The following is a 1430-nucleotide window of genomic DNA, read 5'->3' as shown; positions in this document are numbered from 1 at the left end:
TTCTTCCTAAGAAACTTTGTGGGATGCGGATAGTGAATCGCTCTGAAATCCCGCACTACGCTTATACTTGACCGTTAGCTGTAAGCATGAAAACCAACTAATTTATGTCAATGACAATGATTGCTTTTTATCAAAAAGCAAAAACACCTTCTAAATCCGAACTGGAATCGGAAATTAAAAAACTCAAATACGATTTTGAATTTCTTGAAGATTTCAAAACGCTGGATCAATTTGGTGGGACTTGCCATCTAAATGGAAAAGAGACTTTCTTTGAAACTTATGTCCAAGAAAAAGAAGAAATTCTATTGGATTATCCCTTTTTGAACAAGGAGTTATCAAATTTTGATTCTGGAATATCATTTATTTGGGGTGCCGATTTTATTGCTGGAGCTTGTATTGGAATAATATCTTCGGCATTAATTCAATTATGTAACGCTAAGATTGTTTACGTTGATGATGAAACTTGGTATACCCGACAAATGCTTTTAGACGAGATTCCAATATTCCTTGAAGAACACGAAAAGCAAATCAAAAGAAGTGCACTTGGTCCATCAAAATCTGAAAGAAAAAGAAAAATAAATTGGATTGATTGGATAATTCTAGGCCTACTAATTATTTCAGGTTTACTTATGATTAGAAAATTGATTTCTTGGCACTTACCTGCCATTTTATTAGCTCTCTACGTTGGAAACAGTATCAGGGCAGAAAGGAAAAAAAGAAAATGAACGCCTACAGCTAACAAAGTGTATAATTAATTGCGGTCGGATTTCCCACAGGGAAATCACTGCAATCAATTATCTTTAGAGCTAGGCGGACATTTTCCGTTGGAAAAGTCCGCAACTAATCATACACTAACCGTTGTGCAACATTTTGACCAAAAATGAAAATATTCCGATTTTTAAAAAGAAAACTCAACGAGTTGGATAATATTCCAGAAGAAAAACCGACTGAAAAAATTGCGGATAAAACAACTATGGAAACTGAACCCAAATCGAAAACGAATACTGAAAATATTGACCGAACTAATTGGACTGGTGAAAATTTTGAGTTTTTGATAACTGGAGTTGATGAAATTTCAAACGAGGAATATGACAGAATAATGACACCAAATTCATTTGAATGGAAAAAAGTAATTAAAGACGACTGGCCTTTTTATGTTGTTGGAGAAGATGAGTTTAGTTTCTCGTGGGAAATACCTGGAATTCAATTCACTTTCAATAAAGAAGTGAAATATGAAAAAGCGAAAAAGATTGCGGACGAAATTATTGAGAATATTAACTCAATAGGACAGAAAGCGGAATTAATAATTTTGGAGAAAAATAAAGTTTACCGATTTGAATAAAAAACGTTGCACAACAATGTATCCTATGAAAAGCCCTAGTCCAGTTCTCTAAAGTTAATATTTAATTTTCAATTACCTCATAATGATG

At 33.3% G+C, this 1430-nt stretch carries 2 protein-coding genes; both read left to right on the top strand.

The features are described 5' to 3' along the window. The first annotated feature begins 104 nt into the window (after positions 1-104). Complete coding sequence (locus FEK29_RS17800; protein WP_138259786.1) at positions 105-725, top strand: hypothetical protein; 621 nt, start codon at positions 105-107, stop codon at positions 723-725. Positions 726-880: 155 nt separating this feature from the next. Continuing rightward, complete coding sequence (locus FEK29_RS17795) at positions 881-1342, top strand: hypothetical protein (RefSeq protein ID WP_138259785.1); 462 nt, start codon at positions 881-883, stop codon at positions 1340-1342. Positions 1343-1430: the final 88 nt, after the last annotated feature.

This window comes from Maribacter aurantiacus (assembly GCF_005780245.1).
GTDB lineage: Bacteria > Bacteroidota > Bacteroidia > Flavobacteriales > Flavobacteriaceae > Maribacter > Maribacter flavus.
The sequence above is the reverse complement of the archived record's forward strand: the minus strand, read 5'-3'. Positions and strand labels throughout refer to the sequence as shown.